Source organism: Paenibacillus enshidis (assembly GCF_042136365.1).
Classification (GTDB): domain Bacteria; phylum Bacillota; class Bacilli; order Paenibacillales; family Paenibacillaceae; genus Paenibacillus; species Paenibacillus enshidis.
Genome location: NZ_JBHHMI010000034.1, coordinates 1 through 19,213, shown reverse-complemented (window position 1 = coordinate 19,213; position 19,213 = coordinate 1). Strand labels below are relative to the sequence as shown.

17 protein-coding genes are annotated in these 19,213 nt (G+C 50.7%); 11 read left to right on the top strand and 6 right to left on the bottom strand.

What is annotated here, in order from left to right; translation table 11 throughout:
- Positions 1–42: 42 nt before the first annotated feature.
- Positions 43–1,251 carry a CynX/NimT family MFS transporter gene (locus ACE41H_RS22615; protein ID WP_375357828.1) on the bottom strand — a complete coding sequence of 403 codons (1,209 nt, stop codon included), beginning with the start codon at positions 1,249–1,251 and terminating at the stop codon, positions 43–45.
- Complete coding sequence (locus ACE41H_RS22610) at positions 1,248–1,937, bottom strand: FadR/GntR family transcriptional regulator (RefSeq protein ID WP_375357827.1); 690 nt, start codon at positions 1,935–1,937, stop codon at positions 1,248–1,250. Before ACE41H_RS22610 ends, ACE41H_RS22615 begins: the two co-directional genes overlap by 4 nt.
- Before the next feature lie 223 nt (positions 1,938–2,160).
- On the opposite strand from ACE41H_RS22610, the gene ACE41H_RS22605 reads away from it, so the two are divergent.
- The 3 genes from ACE41H_RS22605 (at position 2,161) to ACE41H_RS22595 (ending at position 4,452) form a co-directional block, all read left to right on the top strand.
- Complete coding sequence (locus ACE41H_RS22605) at positions 2,161–2,439, top strand: ArsR/SmtB family transcription factor (protein ID WP_375357826.1); 279 nt, start codon at positions 2,161–2,163, stop codon at positions 2,437–2,439.
- Between the two features lie 73 nt (positions 2,440–2,512).
- The gene (locus ACE41H_RS22600; RefSeq protein WP_375357825.1) at positions 2,513–3,694 is read left to right on the top strand and encodes an MFS transporter; all 1,182 of its coding nucleotides are present in this window, start codon (positions 2,513–2,515) and stop codon (positions 3,692–3,694) included.
- 281 nt (positions 3,695–3,975) lie between these two features.
- Positions 3,976–4,452, top strand: coding sequence for a hypothetical protein (locus tag ACE41H_RS22595; protein ID WP_375357824.1), 477 nt, complete (start codon positions 3,976–3,978; stop codon positions 4,450–4,452).
- A gap of 623 nt (positions 4,453–5,075) precedes the next feature.
- Here the strand turns inward: ACE41H_RS22595 and ACE41H_RS22590 are convergent.
- The 4 genes from ACE41H_RS22590 to ACE41H_RS22575 all read right to left on the bottom strand — a co-directional run bounded on the left by ACE41H_RS22590 (position 5,076) and on the right by ACE41H_RS22575 (position 9,174).
- Entirely contained in the window at positions 5,076–5,546 is a 471-nt protein-coding gene (locus ACE41H_RS22590) for a hypothetical protein (RefSeq protein ID WP_375357823.1), read from the bottom strand.
- 103 nt (positions 5,547–5,649) lie between these two features.
- The gene (locus ACE41H_RS22585) at positions 5,650–7,659 is read right to left on the bottom strand and encodes a rhamnogalacturonan lyase (RefSeq protein ID WP_375357822.1); all 2,010 of its coding nucleotides are present in this window, start codon (positions 7,657–7,659) and stop codon (positions 5,650–5,652) included.
- 152 nt (positions 7,660–7,811) lie between these two features.
- Entirely contained in the window at positions 7,812–8,438 is a 627-nt protein-coding gene (locus ACE41H_RS22580; RefSeq protein WP_375357821.1) for a DNA-3-methyladenine glycosylase I, read from the bottom strand.
- A 145-nt stretch (positions 8,439–8,583) separates the two neighbouring features.
- On the bottom strand, positions 8,584–9,174 hold the full coding sequence (locus tag ACE41H_RS22575; RefSeq protein WP_375357820.1) for a TetR/AcrR family transcriptional regulator: 591 nt from the start codon (positions 9,172–9,174) through the stop codon (positions 8,584–8,586).
- 147 nt (positions 9,175–9,321) lie between these two features.
- Between ACE41H_RS22575 and ACE41H_RS22570 the strand changes: the two genes are divergently transcribed.
- The 8 genes from ACE41H_RS22570 (at position 9,322) to ACE41H_RS22535 (ending at position 19,040) form a co-directional block, all read left to right on the top strand.
- Positions 9,322–9,996: a response regulator transcription factor gene (locus ACE41H_RS22570; protein WP_375357819.1), complete on the top strand. Its 675-nt coding sequence runs from the start codon at positions 9,322–9,324 to the stop codon at positions 9,994–9,996.
- Positions 9,993–11,060, top strand: coding sequence for a HAMP domain-containing sensor histidine kinase (locus ACE41H_RS22565; RefSeq protein WP_375357818.1), 1,068 nt, complete (start codon positions 9,993–9,995; stop codon positions 11,058–11,060). The genes ACE41H_RS22570 and ACE41H_RS22565 overlap by 4 nt, the downstream gene beginning before the upstream one ends.
- A gap of 149 nt (positions 11,061–11,209) precedes the next feature.
- Positions 11,210–12,139, top strand: a complete 930-nt coding sequence (locus ACE41H_RS22560) for an ABC transporter ATP-binding protein (protein WP_375357817.1) — start codon at positions 11,210–11,212, stop codon at positions 12,137–12,139.
- Positions 12,136–12,852 (top strand): ABC transporter permease, encoded by a 717-nt coding sequence (locus ACE41H_RS22555; protein ID WP_375357816.1) that lies wholly within the window; start codon positions 12,136–12,138, stop codon positions 12,850–12,852. The genes ACE41H_RS22560 and ACE41H_RS22555 overlap by 4 nt, the downstream gene beginning before the upstream one ends.
- Before the next feature lie 197 nt (positions 12,853–13,049).
- Entirely contained in the window at positions 13,050–13,856 is an 807-nt protein-coding gene (locus ACE41H_RS22550; RefSeq protein ID WP_375357815.1) for a glycosyltransferase family 2 protein, read from the top strand.
- A gap of 26 nt (positions 13,857–13,882) precedes the next feature.
- Entirely contained in the window at positions 13,883–15,223 is a 1,341-nt protein-coding gene (locus tag ACE41H_RS22545) for a glycosyltransferase (protein ID WP_375357814.1), read from the top strand.
- Positions 15,224–15,239: 16 nt separating this feature from the next.
- A complete protein-coding gene (locus ACE41H_RS22540; protein ID WP_375357813.1) occupies positions 15,240–16,697 on the top strand; it encodes a glycosyltransferase in 1,458 nt (485 codons plus the stop codon).
- 36 nt (positions 16,698–16,733) lie between these two features.
- Positions 16,734–19,040 (top strand): glycosyltransferase family 2 protein, encoded by a 2,307-nt coding sequence (locus ACE41H_RS22535; RefSeq protein WP_375357812.1) that lies wholly within the window; start codon positions 16,734–16,736, stop codon positions 19,038–19,040.
- Positions 19,041–19,213: the final 173 nt, after the last annotated feature.

The window sequence follows — 19,213 nt, the reverse complement described above, 5'->3', positions numbered from 1 at the left end:
CCGTTTTTTTGTACCAGTATTAAGTTCTCCAAAATCGCTCCCTTATATCGTGTGATTTTTTGAGGCACTCAAGCCGGATATGAACAGCAGAGCGGTAACCACAAGCAACAGCAGCAGAGGCAGGTTCCAGCTTGCCGTGATGTCATGGAACAAACCAAATAAAGTCGGTCCAGTTGCTGCCAGCAAATATCCAACGGATTGTGACATGCCGGACAAAGAAGCTGCATCGTGGGCATCTTGCGTCCGCAAGCTTAAAAAGATCATGGCCAAGCTGAACGCACATCCCCCGCCAATTCCGAGTAAAATGGTCCATAACGAAATGAAGGCATTTCCGCCGAAATAAAGGCCTCCCAAAGAAACAAACAACAGGATCGTCATGATGATGACCAGTAAACGTTGGTTTTTCATGCGTCCCGCAACGATGGGAACGATGAACGATACGGGCAGCGCAGCGATTTGAAACAACGACAGCATCCAACCAGCGCTGTTTTCACTCAAGCCCCGGCTTGTCATAATTTCAGGCAACCAAGCGATCAAAACATAGAAAATGAGAGATTGCATCCCCATAAAAAGCGTGATCATCCATGCCAGCGGCGAACGCCACAGGCTTCGTCGTGCCGACACACCGCTAGTTGTTGCCCTGACAGACGCGTGACTTGCACGGGCATGAGGAAACCAGAATAGCGTGGCTACCAGAGCGAACGCGCCCCAGATTCCGAGTGCGCCAGTCCAGCCGAAACCGAGATTGTGGGCGAGCGGAATACTGACACCGGATGCTATCGCCCCGAATAAATTCATCGACACGGAGTACACCCCTGTCATGAGGCCAACATTATGAGAAAAATCCCGTTTAACCAGACTCGGAATGAGCACGTTGCATACTGCTATTGCGAGCCCGAGCACAACGGTGCCTGCCATTAAAGGAACGGTTGCGCCGAGCGAGCGGATAGCGATACCCGCCATGAGCAGTACCAACGCATAAAGCATCATCCGTTCCACCCCGAAGCGGCGTGCCAGAATGGGTGTGAACGGGGAAAGAAGCGAGAAAGCAAGCAACGGCAAGGTTGTGAGCAAACCTGCCGCAGTGTTCGACAGTCCGAGGGATTCACGAATCGAGCCAACCAATGGGCCTACCGACGTTAGCGGTGATCGCATGGTCAGTGCGATCAGGACGATGCCCAGGATAATCGGCCAACCCGACGATAACGACTTCTTCATGATCGTTGCCTTTGTATTGCTTTGTACGCTCATAGCCGTTCCCCTCCTTTGACTTCGAGAACAGCTTTCGATTCCGCAATATAACGGTGAACCGCTGCCACAGCACGATCGGCGTCCTGATCGACAATCGCTTCGACCAGCTGCCGGTGCATCTCCAAGAAATCCGCACCGGCTTCATAACGAGTCAGGCTTGTAATCAAATCTTGTGACGCTTCAGTGATATGGTTGTATAATTCGATCAGGATTTCATTATGAGACGCCGCGATGATGCTTTGGTGAAGTCGAATATCCTCCGTTACAAAGCCATCCATGTCTCCGCGTGCCGCCGCCTCCCAGCGTTCCAGTTGGAGAAGAAGTTCATTCGCCTCGTCGCTCGTTCTGCGTTGCGCAGCCAGATGGGCTGCCTCACGTTCGAGCGCATGCCGGACTTCCAGCGTTTGCAGCGTATCAGAGCGTAAAATGCGTTTTTGCAGCACGACCCCCAAAACGCTCGCAGAACAGACATAAGTTCCGTCCCCTTGCTTCGTCTTCAAGAGTCCCGCATGGATCAATGCCCGAATGGCTTCCCTTAATGTATTGCGGCTAACATTCAACTCAGCCATCAACTCCGGCTCGGCCGGAATGCGCATCCCGACAGCCCACTCGCCGGATTCGATCAGACTTTCCATTTGCAGTGCGACTTGCTCAACCAGCGTCAGCCGCTTTGTTTTCTGAAGCATATGTCTACCCTCTCTTCATCTATTTATCAAACATAGGATGTTTGGTTAATTGGAATTCTATCACACTTATTTAATTGAGACAACTCCCAGCCCATTCGTTATCATCTAAAGTACTGTTTATTGGTAAATGGAACAGTAACCAAAAAAGCAGGTTTACTACTTCAGATAGATGTGCTATCATGTTTCTACAAATATCGAAATATTAGCGAGGAGGGTAACACTTATGAACGAACCAGCCGACATGCAGCAAGCCGTGAAAATATACAAGGCGCTCGGAGAACCTACCCGCCTCAAAATTGCGCTCCTGCTAAAAGAAGAAAGCGACCAATGCTGCTCCGTGCTCGGTGACAAGCTTAAAACGGTTGCCATTTCCACGCTGTCGCATCATCTGAAGCAGATGGCTGAATGCGGACTGCTCACATTCCGTAAAGAGGGAACCTTTATATATTACAGCCTGGATAGAGAAACGGCGGCGAAATACGCCCCTTACTTGTTAAGCTAAAATTTTTTTCGTTAATATTTCGATATTTTTAGAAATATACTAATTCAAATATTTTGAAGGAGTGAATTGCAACGTGGTAAACCACAGCACATGGAAGGTGTACATTTTGGCGTTGGTCAGCTTTTTGGTAGGAACCTCGGAGTATATCATCTCCGGTATTCTGGATCAGATTGCACAGACGCTGGGCGTATCCGTTGCTGCGGCAGGCCAGCTCATCACCGTGTTTTCCCTGACTTACGCGATCGGAACCCCGATCCTGATGGCCATAACCGCGCAGTTGGACCGGCGCAAGCTGCTGCTGTACGCCCTCGGCCTGTTCATTGTGGCTAACGTTCTTTCTTTTGTTCTGCCCGGGTTTGGCACATTTATTGCGGCTCGTATCGTAATGGCGCTCGGAGCAGGGGTTGTCGTTGTCACCGCAATGAGTATTGCCACCAAAATTGCCGCTCCCGGCAAGCAAGCCAGCGCCCTCGCCACTGTGATCATGGGCTTTACAGCCTCGCTGATCATCGGTGTGCCTATCGGCCGGGTCGTCTCGTCCCAGTTTGGATGGAAGGCGGTCTTTCTGGGCATTGCGCTCGCGGGTATGCTCGCCCTGATCGTGCTTGCCCTGACCATCCCAAGAATCAAAGGGGATGAGCCGGTTCCGCTTCGCAAACAGTTTGCCCTGCTTGCCAGACCCGATGTAGCTCTTGGACTCGGGATTACATTCTTTTGGCTGGGCGGTTACTCCCTGGCGTATACTTACATCTCACCTTATCTGCTTGAGGTGTCCAAGTTAAATGAATCCTTGCTCAGCGTAGCCCTGCTGGTGTTCGGGATCGCCAGTCTGGTCGGCTCGAAGACAGGCGGTTACTCTGCAGATAAGCGAGGGGTTTCTTTTACCCTGATCGGAGGCATGACACTGCACATCATCTCTCTGATTCTGCTTACAATGGCTCACTCGGCTGTCAGCATCTTTGCTTTCCTGATCCTGTGGTCGTTTGCAGCCTGGACTACCGGGCCTACGCAGCAGTATAACCTGGCTTCCCTCGTGCCCGAATCCTCCGGGGTGATGCTCAGCCTGAACCAGTCCACCATGCAGCTGTCCATGGCTGTCGGCGCCGGGCTGGGGGGAGTCTTGATCGAGCAGGTATCGCTCGCTTCAGTAACCTGGTTTGCAGCCCTTGGCGTAGCAATTGCCGCGGTGGGAGTCGTCATTCTGAGTCGTATGCTGTCTGGCAGGTCGTCCCTTTCCAGCTCTGTAAGTAAATGAATATTCCCGTGTGTCAGGGGTAAGCAACAAGAAGTCCAAGGAATGAGTGTATCCCTTCTCTCCTGGACTTCTTGTTTTGGCCTGGGGGTTTGGACTAGGCACTACCTTGCAACGATAGGTGAATTGCTGAACGAAATCGCTGTAAATACATGCCCCTCCATGACACAAATTTGTGAAATATCAGTATATTCAGGCCCAAAAAAAGTAAAAAAAGCTTGTCTCTCCATAAATTATGGTATACCATCTGAATTGTAACTCATAATAATATAAGGCGGTGTTTTATGAAGTTTTTACGCGAACATGCTATTAAAACATCCAAGAGCCTGCTAGCCGTATCCTTGCTTGCGGTTTCCGTCTCAGGCGGGGTAGCCTGGGCATCTGATGAATCAGATCTTCAGCCATCATCGCAAACCGCAGAATACGTTGTTGTAGGAGAAACGGCCGAGTCATCACTTGAATCTCCCATTATTACGATTACAGAGCCTCCAGCTCCACCGATTCCCCACTTTACGCAAAACGATGTTACTAAGGTGGAAACTTCTTCAGACAGCAGCTTTACAACTATGAATCAGCAAAAATTTGTCTCGGTATATCGAGATTTTGGTTTAAATGAAAGTATCCCCGCTTCAATTGTGTATGCGGAAGACAACGGTTCAGCTGGACGCTGGGGAGGTACGCTGCAGAGAACGAACGTAGTCCAATACAGCAATTATGTCAGAGTAACCTACAGTGGAACAGTATACAAAGACATAGATTAATACTTACCGCCTGTTCCTAAAGGTGTAACTGCTGTACTGAATGGTGGTTGAAAACATAAAGCGACAAGAGTGACAGGTCCAAGCCGGACCTGTCATTTGTATGTATGGGAGTTGTCTGGACTGCCAAACCGAAATCCCTGACATCTTCCATGATCAGGACCCTCCACCTGCATATTTACCGAAATTTGGGGCAATATACCAACAATTCCACCTGCCCAGGAGGCTGACATGAGACCATGAAGTGTGCCCTAAAAATCACTTAATCAAACAAGAAAGCCCTGGTTTTAACCAAGGGCTTCGCAGTCTATTTATTTGGTTAATTGAACAAGTCGCTCAATATTCTGCCGAAGCAAACTAGTTACACCGTTGGTTCCGCCGAAGTCGTTTTTGAAGAGTTAAGCAAAACGCATGTATAACTCTACGAATCTGTCTTGATTCCAAGATATCATTCCCTAGTGTCAGAGACAAGGCGCGCTCGTCATCATCATCGAAGTGAAAACACCACACCCATGTTTCCCCTTCCAGCATGGTCATACGGAAAGCTACGATATTCCTTTCAGGATATGGTGTATTATAGTGGGCCTGTTCTTTTTCATCTTTCGCCGCGACAACGGCCGCATAATTTACATCGCTGTCCAAATTGAGATCACGATTATTTCCAGAAGTACCCTTGTCCAGTATGAGTTTAAGGGAGTTCCCATCTTTACGGTAAAGCTGAGTCTATCATTTACATAACGGTAGAGATTCTCATTCACCTTCTTAATGATTCCAATTAGATAAGACACTGCGTTCTCGGATTTAACCAGTTCATCTGCCAGCCACTCGATGGCCCCTTCCTTTTCGTGAATCATGTTCTTTAGATCAGAGATGGTACTCTGCATAAATTCATGTTGACTTTGAGAATAAGCTGCGATGTATGCAACACTGGACGGGTCGTGATTATTCTGACTGAAAACGGTATTAACGATATCGTACAATCCTTCGAATGTGAAATCGGTTTTGTTAACAAGCTGTGCCCAAGTTTTTTCATACTCTTTTGGACGCTTTGCCCTAAATGCTTCTACATGAAACTCAGGCTCACCGATCGTGGCCATCTTATCTATGTGTGCCCGGACATAAAGATAGTAATTGAAGGAGACTTGATGAAGAGACGGCTCCCGGAAACGCCGAAAGCCGTCATCCAAATCTATATTATGGTTACTTGCCAGCCAGGTAGATGTTCGGTCGCGGTGGCATGTCCATACCTGTTCCCAGGTAGCAGCCGGGATGCGGGGGCTGGTTGTAGCCCGTGTTCTGCCACGTAATTGCAAGGCGGTAGACCGGATCATGCATTAACGTATGAATCCGGTAATCTGTTAAATCCGTGGTCGAGTAAATTCTTAGCGCGGTGCTGTCCTCCGTGCGGACGATCACCTCCTCGCGCCAATCGCCGAACAGATCGGCTTGCAGCGACGGGGTGCCTTTCGTATCATTGTTCGAATACGTGCCGTCCATCGTCAGCAGGTTGTCCAGCCGGTTCGTTGCGTAATTCCATTTGTCGATCTTCGGAATGCCGACACGCAGCGGATCACCAAGCCACCGGTGGTCGAGCAGTTCCCTGCTCAGGTCGCCATCCCACCAGATGGCGAAGTTGACGGACGGGATGCTGCTGGCAATCTGCTCCCCTTTGGCATTGAACAGAAAACCGTTCGGACTGTCCCAGCCACCGCCGACCGACCAGGCTTCCGCGCCTTTATAGCGCGGATCGATATCCGCCGCGAGCCCGCGCCCGACATCCTTGCCAAGCTGCGGCAGCCCCCACAGCACGCTGCCGGTACGAGCGTCCTTCAAGTTATTTGAGTAAGGGGCCGACTTGTTCTCCTGCACGGCAAACAGCTCCAGACCGGGGCGGTCCGGGTCCAGGTCGCCCAGGTGCATGGCATCGCCGTGACCGAGACCGGAATTCCATAACCCTGTTCCGTCGTCGTCAATCGCGGCAGGTCCTGTCACAATCTCATCTTTGCCGTCACCGTCAACATCCGCCACACTCAGCTGATGGTTACCCTGCCCGGAGTACGACGCATTCTCCGGTGATTTCGTATCAAACGTCCACAGCTTGGTCAGTTCTCCATCACGCCAGTTATAAGCAGCCAGGACCATTCGTGTGTAATACCCGCGTTGGAAGACAAGGCTTGGACGCTCCCCGTCCAGATAAGCGATCACCGCACCAAAACGGTCCACACGGTTGCCGTAGCTGTCGCCCCAATCGCTGACTTTGCCACGCGGCGGATCGTAGCCTTCGGTAACAAGCGCCGCCCCGGTCTCCCCGTCAAAGATCGTAAAATATTCGGGACCAGACAAAATGTATCCGCTTCCATTTCGGTAGTCGGCAGCCGCGTCCCCGATGACTTTGCCCATGCCGTCGATGGTGCCGTCCGCCGTTTTGACCGCAACCTCGGCCTTGCCGTCGCCATCCAGATCATACACCATCATTTGCGTATAATGCGCGCCGGAACGGATATTTCGGCCCAGGTCAATGCGCCACAGGCGTGTTCCGTCTATGTTGTAGGCGTCAATGAAAGTGTTGCCCGTATAGCCGGATTGGGAATTATCCTTCGAGTTGGTCGGGTCCCATTTCAGGACGATATCGTACTGGTCGTCACCGTCCAGATCGCCGACGGACGCATCATTGGCACGGTAGGTGTAAGCCCCGGAGGGTGTTTCCCCGCCTGCCGGTTTTTGAATGGGCACCGTAAGATAATTTGCTTCCCAGACGCTGACCGGACCGGTCAGCCGCTCCTCATTGCCAGCACCGAGCGCCTGCAGCGTGTAGGTTGAGTCGGCTGTACCATCCGGGTCCAGGACATTCGTGCTGTCTGTGATCGGGCTTTCTGTTACCTGCTCCCCGTCCCGGTACAGATGAAACGAGACGTGGTCAGGGTCTGTGCCGAGCAAACGCCAACTGACAAACACGCCACCATCGGTAGCGATGGCGACAAGAGCGCGGTTCAGCCGCTCCATTTGTCTTGCGGGAAATGCTGAAGGTGCAGCATTGATTCCCGGTCCGTACACCGAATCGGTGACCGTATTCTGCGCTGTATCGGCTGAACCAGCCTGATCCTCGGGCATCGTAGCTGAGCCTGAAGCCAATCCGGCCTGCGCCGGAGCCAACAATGCCAATATAAGCATAGCGGATATGAAGCGGAGCCCCCTTTTCTTCCCTTGCATTGATTATTCCCTCCTTAAAAAGAGTTAATAAAGCGCTTTCAAAATCAGGGAAAACAAACGTTCCTCCCTTCACCTGTAATTGGAATAGTCTTACATATCCATTGTAGACATGCTTCGCTACGCTTGTCTGTTTAAAAATCCGGCCAATTCCTTTAAAAATCCGACATGGAGTGCGTGGGACGCTGAAACTGCTGGCGCACACGCTCAGCCTCTTCCCGGATGCTGCAATCGTCGGCATGATCGTTGATCAGCCCCATCGCTTGCATGAAGGCGTACATCGTAGTCGGTCCAACGAATTTCCAGCCCTGCTTTTTGAGCTCCTTCGACAGCGCGATCGATTGCGCCGAAGTGGATACAGACTGCGGTTTAGCCAGTTGGCTCCGGTCAGGCTCGTACCGCCAGATAAAGTTAGCCAGCGAGCCTTCCCGCTTGACGAGCTCCTGTGCTCTCCGCGCATTGTTAATCACCGCCTCGATCTTGCCGCGATGGCGGACGATGCCTTCATCGCCAAGCAGACGGTCGATGTCGCGCTCGGTATAACACGCGATCCGGTCAAAATCAAAATCATGGAACGCTGCACGGAAGTTCTCGCGTTTCACAAGGATCGTGCGCCAGCTCAGGCCGGATTGAAAGCCCTCCAGGCTTAGCTTCTCGAACAACCGGTGATCGTCGCTGACCGGAAATCCCCATTCGGTATCGTGATAATGCAGCATCTCCGGCATGGTACCACACCAGCGGCAGCGAGGATGACCGTCGGGTCCTGCTATCGTCATGTTCATAAATTCCCTCCTCAGTGTGCAAACTGTGCAAAGCTCGTATACGAGTTCACCCGGCAAGCTTCAAACGCAAGACGTTATATCAGTCTCACTATTCTTCGTTATGATACCACCTTCGATCATATACACATACGCCAATTGTCAAATATCATTCTTTCACATACACCGGCATCAGCACCTCATCAACCAACTGACTCAGATACTCCTTCGATACTCTCCCGCCACGCACCATATTTTCAAAACGCAGAATATCAAACGGCAAACTCATTTGCATGACCGAAAATTCATGACTGATTTCCCCTCGTTGTCTGGCAAATTCCTGTACTTTCTTCATCACTGCAATATTACTTTCACGCCCCCGGACCGAGAGCTGCTGGAACTGTTCATTTTTCTGGCTCAACTCAAACAAAATAGCGCTCATAATTTCCGGACCGACAGCCTCCAGAAATTGCTGATACAGCTCTAAAACAGCCGATAAGTCCTCTCTCAGGCTCCCTTTTTCCTGCACCAAATCAATCATTTTCCCGCCGAGCGCTTGCGTCAATCTGTATTGCACCAGCGCATACAGGAGATCCACCTGGTTATGATAACGCCCGTAGATGACGGTTCTGCTGGTTTTCGCTTGTTTGGCAACGTTTTGAAAGGTCATCTGCTCATAACCTGAAGTTTGCATAATCTCATAGGCTGCCTCCAAAATCGCTTTCTCCAGCTTCTCTCCTCTTCTTCGTTCCATGACCATACATACACCCTCCCAATCAGTCTCTGGAAATCACTATAACACCATTTAACATACAACTTGTACTTTATTTATCCGAGGTGTATAATCCATTCGAAATAACATACAATTTGTACTTTATAGCATCACAGAAAGGAGCTGCAAGCCATTATGAATAAAATATTGGTCGTCGACGATGATCCTCACTTTCGCAGACTGGTAAAAGCGGTCTTGGACAAGGAAGACTGTGACCTGTATGAAGCCTCTGACGGCATCGAAGCGCTGGCCCTGCTGGAGACCCTGAAAGTTGACCTGGTCATTCTCGATGTGATGATGCCAAATATGGATGGCTGGCAGTTGTGCCGGGAGCTGCGGACTCACTATGACCTCCCGGTGCTTATGCTCACGGCCAAAGGGGAAATCTCTCAGAAGGTGAAGGGCTTCCAATCAGGAACCGATGATTATCTGGTCAAACCTGTCGAGCCGCTGGAATTAGTGATGCGGGTCAAGGCATTGCTGCGGCGTTATCAGATTGTATCGTCCCAAACGGTGCAAATTGGTGAATTGTTTATAAATCGCAGAAACTATGAAATTACCGTAGGTCAAACCATCGTGTTTCTGCCGCTCAAGGAATTCGAGCTATTGTTCAAATTGGCCAGCCATCCGAACAAAACATTTTCGCGCGAACAACTCATTACGGATATCTGGGGATACGCGTTTGAAGGCAACGAACGGACGCTGGATGTGCATATTAACCGGCTGCGGCAGCGTTTTCCAGACACTGATCATTCGTTTGCCATCCGAACCGTGCGGGGGCTTGGCTACTGCTTGGAGGTCCATTCGTGAAAAAAAAGCTTTCGCGAAAAGATACGATATTTCGGGGGTTCGTTTTGTTCATTGTCATTTTCGCCATTATCATTGGCTGCGGCGCGCTGGCTGGACTTTTTACACGCATCATTTTATTTACAACAGGGCATGATCCGGCAGATGAACCTATCTATGGACAGAGCCTCACTTGGCTGATATTGATAGCCCTCTTATTGCTGGTCAGATACTATCTGAAATACGGAAACATCACCAAACATATCGATTCATTTAACACCGTCATCCACGTATTAGATAAAATCGCCAAAGGCGACTACAAAGCCAGGCTGAAGGAACCATTCAATGAACACAAATCGTTTGGCGAGCTGGTAAAAAGCGTGAATAACATGGCTGCGGACCTGGAGCAACTGGAGAACATGCGGCAGGAGTTCATCTCCAATGTATCCCATGAAATCCAGTCCCCACTGGCGTCCATCCGCGGGTTTGCCCAGGTCCTGCAGAGCAATGATCCATTAAGCCCCGAGGAGAAAAAGCTCTATCTGAGCATTATTGAAAGCGAAAGCGCACGTTTGTCCAAGCTAAGCGACAGCCTGCTCCAGCTTGCTGTTCTGGAATCGGAAAGTATGCGCCTGCAGCCTCGGCCTTATCGTCTGGATAAGCAGCTCAGGGACTTGATTCTGGCCAGCGAACCGTTATGGAGAAGCAAAAAAGTCGTTATGGAGGCTTTTCTCGACGAAGTCACCTGCACGCTGGATGAAGACCGGATAAGCCAGGTGTGGATCAATTTGCTTCACAACAGCATCAAATTTACGCCCGAGGGCGGCAAGATACGGGTTGAATTACATCAGCACGGCGAAGCTATCGAGGTGCAAGTAGCGGATACGGGCATAGGCATTTCTGAGCAAGATCAACAGCGTATTTTCGAGCGTTTCCATAAAGCGGACCAATCCAGAGAGCGTTCGAATCAAGGCAGCGGGCTCGGTCTGTCCATCGCCAAAAAAATTGTGGATTTGCATGGCGGCGATATTCGTGTGCGCAACACCCCAGGTGCGGGTACAACATTCACGGTCACTTTGCCGAATTAAACGCCACATAAGTGCCGGTCATGTAGAGTGTCAGTCATACAGGAGTGATAATTATGAATTATTTGGAAATTTTGATTTAAATTCAGTTTACTCGCTTGTTGTAGGATGAATTCGGGAGAGATACCAATACCAACAAGGAGAGCTGATCGATGTCAGAAATCATGATTCAAACCCGCAACTTAATTAAACAATATGGAGATCGGAAGGTGCTTGACAGCATTTCCCTTTCCGTCAAAAAAGGCGAAATCTACGGCTTTCTGGGGCTCAACGGCGCAGGGAAAACGACGATCATTCGTCTTTTATTGGGCATGATCCGTCCTACTTCCGGAGTTGTCCTGCTGAACGGCAAACCGGTGGATACCGGCGATCATAGCTTGTGGCAGCGTGTGGGGTATCTAGTAGAAACGCCTTATGCTTATCCCTCATTCACCGTGCGGGAGAACCTGGAGATCATCTGCCGTCTGCGGCAGCTTTCCGGTACGAAACCCATTGACGAAGTCCTTGAGAAACTGAAGCTGACTTACTATGAGCATACGAAGGCGAAGGACCTGTCCCTGGGAAATGCGCAGAAGCTCGGCTTGGCGAAAGCGCTGATCCATAATCCGGATATTCTGATTCTGGACGAGCCTACCAATGGCTTGGACCCGGCCGGCATCTTTCAAGTTCGGCAATTGCTTCAGGATCTGGCCCGCAATCATGGCGTCACTATCTTTATATCCAGTCACATTCTGGAGGAGATGTCCAAGATGGTGTCCCGTATCGGCATTATCCATCAAGGCCGCCTGATTCAGGAAATGAGCGCAAGCGAGCTGAACCAGGCATTCCACAGGCGCCTGTTGGTAGAAACCGGGCAAAAAGAAGCGGCAAGAGCAAGGCTGGCGGATGAAGGCTATACCGTTCATTTGTCCGAAAATGGATGGCTTGAAGTCACGAGTGAGCAAGCCATCCGGCATCCGGAACAGATTGCGCAGCTGTTGGTGCATGCGGATCTGCCACCATCGCTATTGAAGGTAGAAGAAGAAAGTCTGGAGTCGTACTTTTTGAGAAGTGTCGGAATGATTGGAGGTGATGCGAAGTGAGCCATTTTATTGCTGCTTTCAGGGTTGAGATTTACAAATTACGCCGTTCTTTGGTTCCCTGGTTGACGCTGCTGTTTGTCATGGCCGTCGTTTCACAAGAAGCAGGCCAAGCGGACTGGCATTCCTATCTGAGCGGAGCGGTCTACCGGTTTACGATTTTGGGGTCCATCGGCTTTGGCTTTCTGACAAGCTGGTTATTCGGCCGTGAATATGCGGAACGCACGATAAAAGATCTGCTGGCCTTGCCTGTGTCGCGATTAAACATTGTGCTCGCGAAATATGCAACCGTCTGCTTAGCGTGTACATTGATCACCATCATCGTATTTGTTTATGCACTTGGTTTAGGAGCTGTTGTAGGATTACCGGGATTTTCAGGGGACATCTTATGGCAAGCTCTTGGCATGTTCGCCTCAACTGCTGTTTTCAATATGCTGCTGTGTACACCTGTCGCTTTTATAGCTTGTTGGTCACGCGGGTGGCTGGCTCCGATCGGGTTTGTTTTCCTGACATTAATATTGGCGTTAAGTCTTGGGCCGAGCCCGGTCGGTCCCTATGTGCCATGGGCCATTCCGGCGCTGCAAACGCTGTATTTCAGTTCCGGGGGAACCGCAGCCGAGATATTGAACATGATGAGCTATATCGTTCTTTGCGTGGCCGGAGCTGCCGGATTCGCCGGCACCTTGGCATGGTGGCGTTATACGGATCAGAGATAAATTAATGCAAAACTGAAATACCGGATTGATGAAAACATCCCGGAATGCGGTCGGCAGACATATATAGGTTGGCTGAGTTCGGACCATACAGAAACAGGGAACCATCTCCTTATCCTGGGCATATATTAGGGGTGATAATGAACTCTTAAGGCATTATCAACCGGTGATCCCATCTTAAAATAAGGAGAGAACAGCCAATGTCCCAGGACTTGTTAACCGTAGCTATACTGGCCAAGGATAAAGCGCATACTTTACCTCTGTATTTGAACATGATTGAACAGCAAACTTATCCCTCCTCCCGAATTAAGCTCTATATCCGGACGAACAACAACAACGATCACACTGCAGAGGTTCTGAGAAACTGGGTGGATCGGGTGAAGGACGCTTATCATGAAGTGTACTTCGACGACAGCGATATCGAGGAGCCGGTACAGGACTACGCTCCCCACGACTGGAACATACTCAAGCTTAAAGCGTTGGGAAGGATCAGACAGGAATCTGTACAGTGGGCGATGGATCGAGGCACTCACTATTTTGTGGCAGACAGCGACAATTTCATTGCACCGGATACCATTGAAACCTTGCTGAATACCGGAATGCCGGTAATCGGGCCGTTATTAAGGATAGCTGAGTCACCGGAAGCCCTCTACTCCAATTATCATCATCTGACCGATGAGAACGGTTATTTGAAACCATCCACCCAGTACCACGAAATTCTGTTTAGAACGGTCAAGGGCCTGATTCAGGTGGATGTCATTCATTGCACTTATGTAATCCGCAAGGAATTTCTGCAATATGCACAATATGATGATGGTACTTATCGTTTTGAATATGTGATCTTCAGCGATGGGTTGAGAAAAGCCGGGATTCCCCAGTATATCGACAATCGACGGGTTTACGGGGCACTAACGTTTGTGGACACAGCACAAGACTTCGTGGAGAAGAACGTCGAGCCGAATTTTTACGAGTTTGCAGGCTTACAGGGAATGGAATGTATAAAATAACATAATTTGTACACGGAGGCGTTGATATGTTAGCTCCACTCACACAACCGGAGCATGAGGACAGAATCAGGATCGGAAATGGATGCCGCAGTGGACCGGGGCTGGTCATTTCCATTTCAAATCGCATTGAAATGGAGAATGATGTCGAGATCGGACCCTATGTCTCGCTGTGTGATGCGGCCTCTCTTGACGAAGTGTTACGGATTCCTGTGCCGGGGAAGCCGGCCTCTTCCGCTCAGAGCCTGCTGCGGATTGGAGAACGCGTGCGTATCGGAGCGCGGGCAACGGTGGCCGGCAGCATTCACATTGGCAGGTGGTCGGTCATCCAGCCGGGCAGCGTCGTCGTCTCGGATGTGCCTGAGGCATGCAGAGTAGCCGGTAATCCGGCGGTGGTGACCGCTGTTTATGATCCAGCCACATGCTCATGGGAGGATGTGGGCACCCCACAGGAAGCAGAGGCAGCGCTTGCCCGGCGCAAGAATCAGCCCCTCTTGTCGATCTGTCTTCCCACCTATAACCGGGAAGGGCATTTGCACGCCTGCCTGAACTCCATCTTCAGCCAGATTGGAGCGACCGATCTGGTGGAGGTGATTGTATCGGATAACTGCTCTCCCGACGGAACGCACGAAGTGGCGGCCCGTTTCATGGAACAATACCCTAATATGCGTTACGTCCGCAACTCGACTAATATCGGCGCCGACCGAAACATTGTACAGGTAGGAGAGATGGCGCAGGGAACCTTTCTTAAGCTCCACGGAGACGATGATTATTTTCTGCCTGGAACACTGCGATTGCTGCTCTCCACCCTGCATAACCATCCCGACTGCAGCCTGATACATACGCACCCCGCTGGCACGGATGGAAAGGTTACGACCGGGGAAGGCATGAAAGCGTATTTGGCGGCTGCGTCCCTTCATGCGATCGCCATGGTCCAGACCTCAATGCGCCGCAGGGACTGGATGTCCCTGGAGAACCGTGATCACTGGGCATACACCTCCCTTAGCCAGATCTATTGGCAGTATGGAATGCTGGCTCGGAATCCTAAATTTTGTATCTTGAACCTCAATCTATATTGGTACGCCGGCACCTCACCGGAAGGTTATAACATTGGAATGGTAGGCATCCGCAACTATGAGGAGGCCTTGAGCCAGTTCGAGGGGGGCGGGTTAGACAGGGCTGACATTGATGCAGAGATGAGCAGACAGTTGCTGCATAGTATCCTGCCAATATACAGAATGTTTGTGCAGAATAGGATGGATGCCGATTTTACCGACTTTGAAGCTTATTATACGGCATGCTACAATCATCAGCCATATTACGAACAGGTTCTGCAAGAAATCCGCGCCCTCAGGGCCCAAGAGATGTAAAGGAGAGGCGAAAGCGATGAGTTTGCCAACGTTCAAGGGGTTTGGGGAAGGCACTCAACTGGCACCCGGCGGAGTTGTGGAAGGCGCGGAAAGGATAACGCTTGGCCGTCAGATCTCTGTGCAGGCTCCTTATCGGTTGACTGCACAGACCAGCGCGGACTGGAATGAGGCTTCTCCGCCACTGCTCTCGATCGGGGACAGGTGCAAAATCAGTTCCGGCCTGGTCATAGACGCTTCCCATTCCGTCAAGCTGGAATGTGGAGTCATGATTGGCCCCAATGTGTATATCACGGATAAATTTCCGTTTCAATGGGAGAAAGATTCGCTTTTAATAGGATATGAAAACCGCCCGGCAGGCGAGCTGACCATTGGCGCGGACACACTCATCGACAGCGGCGTGGTGGTGGAAGGCAGTCTGCGTATCGGCAGAGGCTGCATCATCCGTCCGAACAGTGTGGTGGTTCAGGATATTCCCGATTATTGTGAAGTGTCCGGCAATCCGGCCAGAATCACCCGGATTTACATGCCGCATCCGGGGGAATGGGTGGCCGCAGCCCATGAGGCAGAGGCTGAAATGCTGCTGGAGCAGCGCCGGGGCCAGCCCTTCTTGTCGATCTGCATTCCTACCTATAACCGGGCCGCCTGTCTGGACCAATGTCTGCAGTCAATTTTCTCGCAGATTGGGGATACCCCGCTGATCGAAGTGGATGTGTCCGATAACGCTTCGACCGATGAGACGCCCGAGGTCGTCCGGCGATACATGGAGCAGTACTCCAATTTGCGTTATTCCCGCAATGATGAGAACCTGGGGGCGGACCGCAATATTTTGAAGGTCACGGATGAAGCACGTGGAGCATTCACCAAGCTGCAGGGAGACGATGATTTTTTTGTAGAGAACACCATTTGGCCGTTATTGTCCGTCATCCAGCAGAACTCTGATTGCGGGCTCATTTTTATTAATGTCCTGAACGGGGATGGCAACGTGATCCGTGGTGAGGGGGCGGACTGCTTCCTGGCACACCTCAGCTACAACGCCACCTTCATGACTTCTATCATTCTGCGGCGAGCGGACTGGCATCAGGTTGAAGATAAAACGCGCTTCATCGGCTCCTCACTGACCCAGTTCTATTTTCAATTCGCTGTATTGTCCGGCGTCAATCCGAAATTTGCTATGATGAACTCTAGCATGTTCACCTATGCAGGCAATGAACCGAAGGGATATAACATGGGCGAGGTCTTTGTCAGAAATTATATGGATATATTAGGTTTCTTTTCTGGTAAAGGATTGACCGAGGAAGGCATCAGACACGATAAAGAGCGGACGCTGCGAAGCTTTCTGATGCCATCGTATCCGTCGAATCGCCGCCGGTTTGCCCCGGAATTCACGGCTGGCTTCGAGGAGATTTTCACGGAATACTATCAGGATGAGCCTTATTATCAAGAAGTGCTGGCATGGTTCCGCAGCGTAGGATAAGCGGGAATCGTACCTTAAATAAGGAGAGATTGCTACATGTCTCAGGAATTCGTAACTGTAGCCATATTGGCTAAGGACAAAGCGCATGTTCTGCCTTTGTATTTGGATATGATTGAACGGCAAACTTATCCCTCCTCTCAAATAAATCTCTATATCCGGACCAATAACAATAACGATTGCACTACAGAGATGTTGAAAGCATGGATCGATCGAGTGAAAGATGCTTATCATGAAGTCTACCTCGACGATCGTGATGTGGAAGAGCCTGTACAGAACTACGGCCCCCGTGAGTGGAATCCCCTCAAGCTTAAAGTGTTGGGAAGGATCCGGCAAGAATCTGTACAGTGGGCGATGGATCGGGGCACTCACTATTTTGTGGCGGATTGCGACAATTTCATTGCGCCGGATACGATTGAACGGTTGCTGATTACGAGAATGCCGGTGATCGGACCCTTATTAAAAGTGGCTGAGACACCGCAAAGCCACTACGCCAACTTTCATCATCAGGCCGATGAGAGCGGTTATATGAAACCGTCCACCCAGGACTATGAAATCCTTTATGGGACGCTCAAGGGATTGGTTCAAGTGGATGTTATTCATTGCACGTACTTCATCCGCAACGAATTTTTACGATATGTGCGCTATGACGATGAAAGCGGCCGCTATGATTATGTGATTTTCAGCGATGGGTTGAGAAAAGCCGGGGTTCCCCAATACCTCGACAACCGACGCTGCAACGGAGCAGTCACATTTGTGGACACGGTTGAAGACTTTGTGGCCAAGAACGTGGAACGGAATTTTTACGAGCTTGCAGGCTTGCCGCTGGAAGTGAAGCATTCGAGCCAGCCGGCCTCAAAGGATGCAGAGGAAGAAGGGGCTGCGATGAGTCCGCCGCCGGCATTCAAGGCGGTTGGGGAAGGCACGCAAGTGCAGCCCGGCGGTGTGGTGGACGGGGCGGAGCATATAACAATGGGCCGTCAAGTTTCGGTGCAGGCTCCTTATTGGTTGACTGCGCGGGTCGGCCCGGACCGGAACGAGACTTCCCCGCCGCTGCTTTCGATTGGGGATGGATGCAAAATCAGTTCCGGCCTGGTCATGGACGCTTCCCATTCCGTCAAGCTGGAGTGCAATATCATGATTGGCCCCAACGTGTATATCACGGATAAAATTCCGTTTCAGTTGCGGGATGATCCGTTTCTCATGCGATATGAAGACCGCCCGGCGGGTGAACTGACCATTGGCGCAGACACACTCATCGACAGCGGCGTGGTGGTGGAAGGCAGTCTGCGTATCGGCAGAGGCTGCATCATCCGTTCGAACAGTGTGGTGCTGCAGGATATTCCCGATTATTGTGAAGTGTCCGGCAATCCGGCCAGGATCACCCGGGTTTACATGCCGCATCCGGGCGACTGGGTGACCGCAGCCCATGAGGCAGAGGCTGAAATGCTGCTGGAGCAGCGCCGGGGCCAGCCCTTCTTGTCGATCTGCATTCCTACCTATAACCGGGCCGCCTGTCTGGATCAATGTCTGCAGTCGATTTTCTCGCAGATTGGGGATACCCCGCTGATCGAAGTGGATGTGTCCGATAATGCCTCGACCGATGAGACGCCTGAGATCGTCCGGCGGTATATGAAGCAGTACTCCAATTTGCGTTATTCACGCAATGATGAGAACCTGGGGGCGGACCGCAATATATTAAAGGTGCTGGATGAGGCGCGCGGGTTATTCATCAAGCTGCATGGAGACGATAATTATTTTGTGGAGAACAGCATCTGGTCGCTGCTGTCCCTTATCCGGCGGAACTCCGATTGCGGACTTATCTATATTAATGTGCTGAATGGAGACGGCAATGTCATTCGCGGAGAAGGTGCGGAATCGTACCTGGGACAGATCAGCTTTATCGCTACCTACCTTCCATCTTTGATTCTGCGGCGGGAGGATTGGCATAAGGTTGAAGACAAGACGCGTTTTAACGGCACCTCGCTGAGTCAGTTTTATTTTGTATTACTCCTTCTGTGCAGTACCAATCCGAAGTTTTCCATTTTCAATTCCGTCATGTTCGCCGGTCCGTCCAACGAGCCAAGAGAACACACCATGGGTGAAGTCTTTATCCGAAACTATCTGAACATTCTGGGTTATTTTGTCGGCAGGGGTCTGAGTGAGGAAGCGTTCAAACGTGATAAGCATTGGCTCCTGCACGCTTACGTAATGCCGCAGTATGAATGGAATCTCCGTCATTTTGCACCTGAATACACGACAGACGTGGTGGAGACTTTCGTTGAATGTTATAAGGATGAGCCTTATTACCAGGATGCATTGGCATGGTTCCACCGCGTGATATGAAGAGGAGATATTAAAAACTCAACTTTCGCAGAGCCCAAATCCACTTCAACCTTTGTAACTGCCGGGTTCTTAGGAATTCGAATCCCCTTCTAGTGTTGGACAGTCAAGCCGCCAGCCGATCGTGGCAAGACATGTGATACTCGCTTTTCAGGAGCTTTGCACGATTATCCCGT